This is a genomic window from Aquabacterium sp. UBA2148 (genome assembly GCF_002328915.1).
Classification (GTDB): Bacteria; Pseudomonadota; Gammaproteobacteria; order Burkholderiales; family Burkholderiaceae_C; genus Aquabacterium; species Aquabacterium parvum.
In genome coordinates this window covers 2,226-8,045 of record NZ_DCXA01000255.1, presented here as the reverse complement: position 1 = coordinate 8,045, position 5,820 = coordinate 2,226, and the positions used below count along the sequence as shown (strand labels likewise).

At 67.3% G+C, this 5,820-nt stretch carries 4 protein-coding genes and 1 pseudogene; all 5 read left to right on the top strand.

Features of this window, described 5'->3' with window-relative positions; all coding sequences use genetic code 11:
* On the top strand, positions 1-812 hold an 812-nt coding region (locus B2W70_RS14255), incomplete at its 5' end, for a cytochrome c biogenesis protein ResB (protein ID WP_286746667.1).
* A gap of 66 nt (positions 813-878) precedes the next feature.
* Positions 879-2,243 carry a c-type cytochrome biogenesis protein CcsB gene (ccsB, locus tag B2W70_RS14250; protein ID WP_286746665.1) on the top strand — a complete coding sequence of 455 codons (1,365 nt, stop codon included), beginning with the start codon at positions 879-881 and terminating at the stop codon, positions 2,241-2,243.
* 7 nt (positions 2,244-2,250) lie between these two features.
* Entirely contained in the window at positions 2,251-3,003 is a 753-nt protein-coding gene (locus tag B2W70_RS14245) for a Crp/Fnr family transcriptional regulator (protein WP_083505880.1), read from the top strand.
* Between the two features lie 228 nt (positions 3,004-3,231).
* A complete protein-coding gene (locus B2W70_RS14240) occupies positions 3,232-5,499 on the top strand; it encodes a hypothetical protein (RefSeq protein WP_286746662.1) in 2,268 nt (755 codons plus the stop codon).
* Between the two features lie 10 nt (positions 5,500-5,509).
* A pseudogene (locus tag B2W70_RS14235) lies at positions 5,510-5,820 on the top strand (hypothetical protein); the annotation flags it as partial.

The following is a 5,820-nucleotide window of genomic DNA, read 5'->3' as shown; positions in this document are numbered from 1 at the left end:
TCCTCTTCGGCGTGCGCGACACGCCGGCCGAAGGCTTTCGCTACCTGCGCGTGCCGGCCGACCCCAACACCTCGGTGGACACCTGGTTGCGCCTGCGCCAGGCCCTCAACGACGAGGCGATGCGTGCCGAGGCGGCGCGGCGTTTCGGGCGCATGGCCGCGCCCGCAGACCGCAGCGAGCTGCAGGCACAGTTGGCCGATTCGGCGCAGAAGGCGCTGGGCCTGTTCGCCGGTGCGGTGGCGGCCCGCCAGGGGGCCCAGCCCATCGGTGGCCTGCAGGGCCTGTCGGATTTCATCGAGGTGGCGGTGCCCGAGGCGCAGCGCGAGCAGGCCTCGGCCACGCTGGTGCGCATCCTCAATGGCGCCTTGTTCGAGCTGCTCAACGTCAGCCTGGAGCGGGCCGGGCAGCAGCCCTGGTCGGCCGAGGGCGAGGCCGGCGAACCCGTGCGCGAATTCATGACGCAAGCCGTGCTGGCCCTGTCGGACGCCTACTTCTACCCCTCGCCAGTGCTGCTGACGCTGGAGGGCTTTGTGCCCAAGCAGGCCAGCGTCTTCCAGGTCACGCGCACCCCTGGGCGCAACGTGGTCTACCTGGGCTGCGTGCTGCTGATCGTCGGCGTGTTTGCCATGCTTTACATCCGCGAGCGCCGCCTGTGGATCTGGCTGCAGGATGATGGCGCCTCTGGCACCCGCATCAAGCTCGCCCTGTCGTCTACCCGACAGACGCTGGACACCGATCGCGAGTTCAATCGCCTGCGCGACACCTTGTTGGGTGCGCAGGCCGATGTGCCCGCAGCGGCTGCCCAAGCCTGATGTTTTCCCATTTCGCCTTTGCCCGGATCCCTGGCCAGCGCATCACCGACCGAGGACGCCCCTGACATGAGCACGTCGACTTCACCCGCCGCCAACGCTGCGATCGCCTTGCCCACCCAACGACGCCCGCTGACCGACTGGTTGTTCGCCGTGCTGGTGGTGGCCGCGGCCGGCTGGGGCTGGCGCACCTGGGGCGGCTTCATGGACGTCTATGAAAAGGCGATCCTGGTGGGCATGGTGCCTTCGCTGATCGCGCTGGGCTGGTTCTGGCGCCCGGTGCAGGGCCTGTCGGTGGCCTCAGGAGCGGCCACCTTGCTGGCGGCCACGCTGTACCTGCGCGCGGTCGACGACCATGGCGCCGACCTGGCACAGGGTGAAAACGTCTTCCTGCTCAAGTACTTCCTGTCCAGCCAGAGCGCCATCTTGTGGATGAGCATGCTGTTCTTCATGAGCACGGTCTTTTACTGGATCGGGCTGGCGGGCAAGAGCGCCACCGGCACGCGACTGGGCTCGCGCATCGCCTGGGCCGGGGTCTTCATGGCCACCACGGGCACGCTGGTGCGCTGGTTCGAGAGCCACCAGATCGCGCCCGACATCGGCCACATCCCGGTGAGCAACCTGTACGAAGTCTTCGTGCTGTTCGCCTGGCTGACCACGGCCTACTGGCTGTACTACGAAGACCGCTTCGCGAAAATGGGCCAGGCCCTGGGCTCGCTGGGCGCTTTCGTGATGCTGGTGGTCAGCGCCTCGGTGGGCTTTTTGCTCTGGTACGCGCTGGTGCGTGGTGCCCACGAGATCCAGCCCCTGGTGCCCGCGCTGCAGAGTTGGTGGATGAAGCTGCACGTGCCGGCCAACTTCATCGGCTATGGCACCTTCGCGCTGGCGGCCATGGTGGCCTTTGCCTACCTGGTCAAGATGCAGGCCGGCGAGACGCGCTGGTGGAAGCTGGCCCCGCTGTGGCTGATCGGTGTGGTGCTGTGTTTCGAGCCGCTGGTGTTTCGCAGCAAGCCGGGCGCCGAGGGCTTCATGAGCAGCTACTGGGCGATCTACTTCGGCATCGCCGCGCTGATCGTCGCGGGCATCATCGCCGCGCGCAAGCCGATCGCCGAGCAGATGCCGTCGTTCGAGGTGCTCGACGACGTCATGTACAAGTCCATCGCAGTGGGTTTTGCCTTCTTCACCATCGCCACCATCCTGGGCGCCTTCTGGGCTGCCGAGGCCTGGGGCGGCTACTGGAGCTGGGACCCGAAAGAAACCTGGGCCCTGATCGTGTGGCTGAACTACGCGGCCTGGCTGCACATGCGGCTGATGAAGGGCCTGCGCGGGGCCTTCTCGGCCTGGTGGGCGCTGGTGGGCCTGGTGGTCACGTCCTTCGCGTTCCTGGGGGTGAACATGTTCCTCTCGGGCCTGCACTCCTACGGCGAACTCTGAGCCGCCGATGCCGCACTGGCTCAACGACACGCTGGCCGCGCAGCTCCAGCGCGACCCGTGGTTCGGTCAGGTCTCGCATGACTTTTCGCGAGCATTGCTCGAGATGGGCACGCTGCGCGCGATGCAGCCTGGCGAGCACCTGTTCTTTCGCGGCGATGCGGCCGATGGCCTGTATGCCGTGCTCACCGGTGCCATCCGCATTTCGGGCGTGACGGACGCCGGCAAGGAGGCCGTGCTGGCCCTGGTCGAGCCGACGACATGGTTCGGCGAAATCGCCGTCTTCGACCGCCTGCCCCGCACGCACGACGCCGTGGCCGATGGCCCCACGCGCGTGCTGCACGTGCCCCAGCAGCCCCTGCATGAGCGCCTGCTGCGCCACCCCGATGGCTGGCGCGAGCTGGGTGTGCTGATGGCGCTCAAGCTGCGCCTGAGCTTCATCAACCTCGAAGACATGGCCTTGCTGCCTGCTGAAGCGAGGCTGGTGAGGCGGCTGCTGTGGTTGGTGGCCGGCATGATGCGTGGCGCCAGCGATGGTGGTTGCGTGTTGCCCATCAGCCAGAGCGAGCTGGGCTCGATGCTGTCGCTGTCGCGGCAGACGACCAACCAGATCCTCATGGACCTGCAGCAACGCGGTGTGTTGCGCCTGGCTTATGGGCGCATCGAGGTGCTGGATCGCACCGGGCTGGAGGCCGCGGCGCGCCTGACACCGGCGGAATTGCGCATCCTGCAGCGCTGGGGCACGGACGAACCTCGGGCCTGATTCCCTGCGGGTTTGCCTGTGGTGACGTCCCAGGCTTGGACGCACGGCGCCAAGGTGGCGCCCTGCCGTCCCGGTGCTTTCCCGCGTTTGTCGGCTGGCTGACAGAGGCTTTGGTGTCGGGTGGGAATCATCGCGGCTCATCACCCACCACTCGAGGAGCCGACCATGCATCACCAGGCTTGGCGAACACCCCCCACCGCAACGGCCCTGGCGGCCTTGGCGACCCTCATGGCCGCAACCCTGGCCCAGGCCGCGCCCACTTATCCCAACCAGGAAGTCGTGTGCGCCTTCAACAGCGCTCGCGAGCAGCAGCGCCTGGCATCGGCGGCGAATTTCGCGCAACCCGTTGTGCAGCAGATGAAGGTCAATGGCGCCGTCGTCTGGACGGCGGGCAGCAGCGCCAAGCCCACGCTCAAGCCCGGTGACGTCGTCACCTTGAACGGCTCGGGCTTTGGCGCCGGCACCGACATCGACTTCAGCAAGATCATGATCGGCAACAGCCGCGTGTTGGAGACCTCGCTGCAGATGTACGAGCAAAAGCTCGACATCCTCTCGACGCTGAACTACGAGACGGGCGTCTCGCGCAGCAACTGGCCCAAGGACGTGCTGAACTGGTCCGACACCGAGGTGCAGTTCACCGTGCCCTCGCACGCCAGCAAGGGGCCTTTGCGGCTGCAGGTGCAAAAGCGCGCCGGCTTCAACACCTCGCTGACCAAGCCGGGCCAGCCGCACAACGTGATCGACGCGCAGGTCTACCGCATCGAGTCGCCGGCCGATGTCAACTGCGACGTGGTCTCGACGGTGTCGGCCGAGGCCAAGGCCATCGCGCCCATCGACGTGTCGGTGGACAACCCGAGCTTTGCCGACATGGTCAAGCGCGGCCGCGAGGTCTTTTGGTCCTACGACTACAACCTGGGCCTGAGCCACAAGTTCAAGAACCTGGAGTGGGACGCGATCATGAAGGGGCAGGCCACCGACCCCTACACGCGGCAGAAGGCCAACCCCACCGTGTTGTTCGGTGCGGTCAAGAACGTGGCCGGCCAGGTGCCTGCCGAGTCGATCAACGACGTCTACTTCAAACCCTACCCGCAGTTCAACCCGACGCCCGGCTTCCTGGCCATCGGTCAGCAGCTCAAGGAGGGCAACACCAAGACCACGGGCTACGCCGGCTACCGCTACGCCGAGTCGCAGCACCCCTTCCTGGGCAAGGGCTCGTGGATCGGCTTCAACTGCGCCTCTTGCCACGGCTACCAGATCAGCTACAGCAAGGGTGGCAGCAACATCACCAAGGTCTTCCCCGGCCTGCCCAACCCCAACTGGACGATGAAGTGGGCGACGCTGGGCACGGGCACCGGCAAGACCACGTCGAAGTTCGCCTACGTCAACGAAACCGAGCACGGCCCGAAGTGGGCCCCGGGCGACGCCAAGGTCGACAAGACGCCGCTGATGTACCTGATGCCGGCCGGCACGGGTGAGGCCACGATCACGCGCACGGCGGGCGAGGGCGGGCTCTACGACAACGACTACATGTTCAACCCGACGGCGATCCCGAACGTGACCTTCCACCTGCCGGTGCGCCGCGCGCTCTCGCACACCGAGTCGTACGTGGGCTTCGAGGGTTCGTACATCCACGCCGAGGAGCCGGACGGCGCCATGGGCTCGATGGACGCGGGCTCGCTCAAGGCGCTGACGGCCTACATGTCGGTGCTCGACCAGGACGACGACGACCTGCGCAACGTGGGCTTGCACCGCTGGCTGAAGTCGACGGGGCGACTGGAAGCCCAGACGGGCTCGAGCGTGCTCAGCGAAGGCAGCTTCGTGCAGCGCGGCTGGCAGGTGTATGACGGCGTCAAGGCCGCCGTGGCGCGCGGCAAGGGCACGTTCGACCAGGCCTGCGCCAGCTGCCACAGCGACAAGATGGGCTTGAATTCGAGCGAGGTGATGGTGCCACTCAACCAGGTCGGCCGCTTCTTTGCGCCCACCGACTTCCAGCGCAAGCAGCAGTCCATCCGCGCCACCTACCTGCGCAACCTGTACTGGGTGACGTCGCGCGGCCTGCTGTCGGATGGCCACGTGCGCAACCTCGAAGACCTGGTCAGCCCCGATCGCTGCTCCGAAGGCTCGGCGCTGTACAAGCAGTACTACACGCTGCACGCGCCGGTGCGCCCCGCTCCTGGCACGGTCGATCAGCCCACCCCTGCGCCCGACCTGAACCGCAAGGGCGATGTCTTCCGCGTCTACAAGGACAAGAAAAAGGACATCTTCGACACGACCTACGAGGCCCGCAACCGCTTCGTCGAGCGCCACAAGTACTTCAGCTCCGTGGCCGGCGACAACGACTTCTACTACTGGGACTACCAGAAGATGCGCACGCAGTACGGCCCCGATGAGATGGGCACCCCGGGCCCGATCGGCATGCCGGCCGCACCGCACCCCTGGTGCGCGCCCAACGCCGCCAGCGTGAGCGACCTGGTGCAGTACCTGCTGACGCTGTGAGGCACAAGTGATGGCGCAGGCGCAGGCGCAGGTGCAGGCGTCATCCCAGGCCCGCGCGAGGGTCTGGGCCCCGCTGGGCCTGCTGCTGGTGCTGGCCTGCGGGGCGTGGTTCTGGCGGGGGGCGGCCTGGCCGGGTGCGGCGGGTTCGCCGGGCGGCGAGGCCCCCGCTGCGGGGCTGATCCAGCCGTTGCCCGAAGCGACCGGAACGTCGCCTGTGGCGATGGACCGGGTGCCCCAGGGTGTCGATCCCGGCGGGCCTGTGGCGGCGCAGGTGCTCGAAGAGGTGGCGCAACGCGGCCGCCAGGCCCCACAGGCCATGCC